This is a genomic window from Nocardioides sp. CPCC 206348 (assembly GCF_048654705.1).
Lineage (GTDB): Bacteria > Actinomycetota > Actinomycetes > Propionibacteriales > Nocardioidaceae > Nocardioides.
Genome location: NZ_JBMCZA010000095.1, coordinates 284 through 502 on the forward strand (window position 1 = coordinate 284; position 219 = coordinate 502).

At 65.3% G+C, this 219-nt stretch carries 1 pseudogene; it reads left to right on the forward strand.

Annotation, left to right across the window (positions count from 1 at the left end):
• Positions 1-219 (forward strand): annotated as a pseudogene (locus ACOADB_RS04945) (MCE family protein); the annotation flags it as partial.

Below are 219 nucleotides of genomic sequence, written 5' to 3' on the forward strand. Positions count from 1 at the left end.
GGCGACCAACCTCGACCGCAGTCGCCAGGAGATCGACCGCTCGCTGCAGGTGCTGCCCATCAAGCTCACCAAGATCGGTCGTACGGCGACGTACGGCTCGTGGTTCAACTTCTACCTGTGCCACTTCAAGGCGACCGTCAAGGTGCCGGGCGTCGCGAAGCCGATCAAGGCGACGTACGGCGTCAGCGCCAAGCGCTGCTCGCTGGCGAAGGAGGTGGC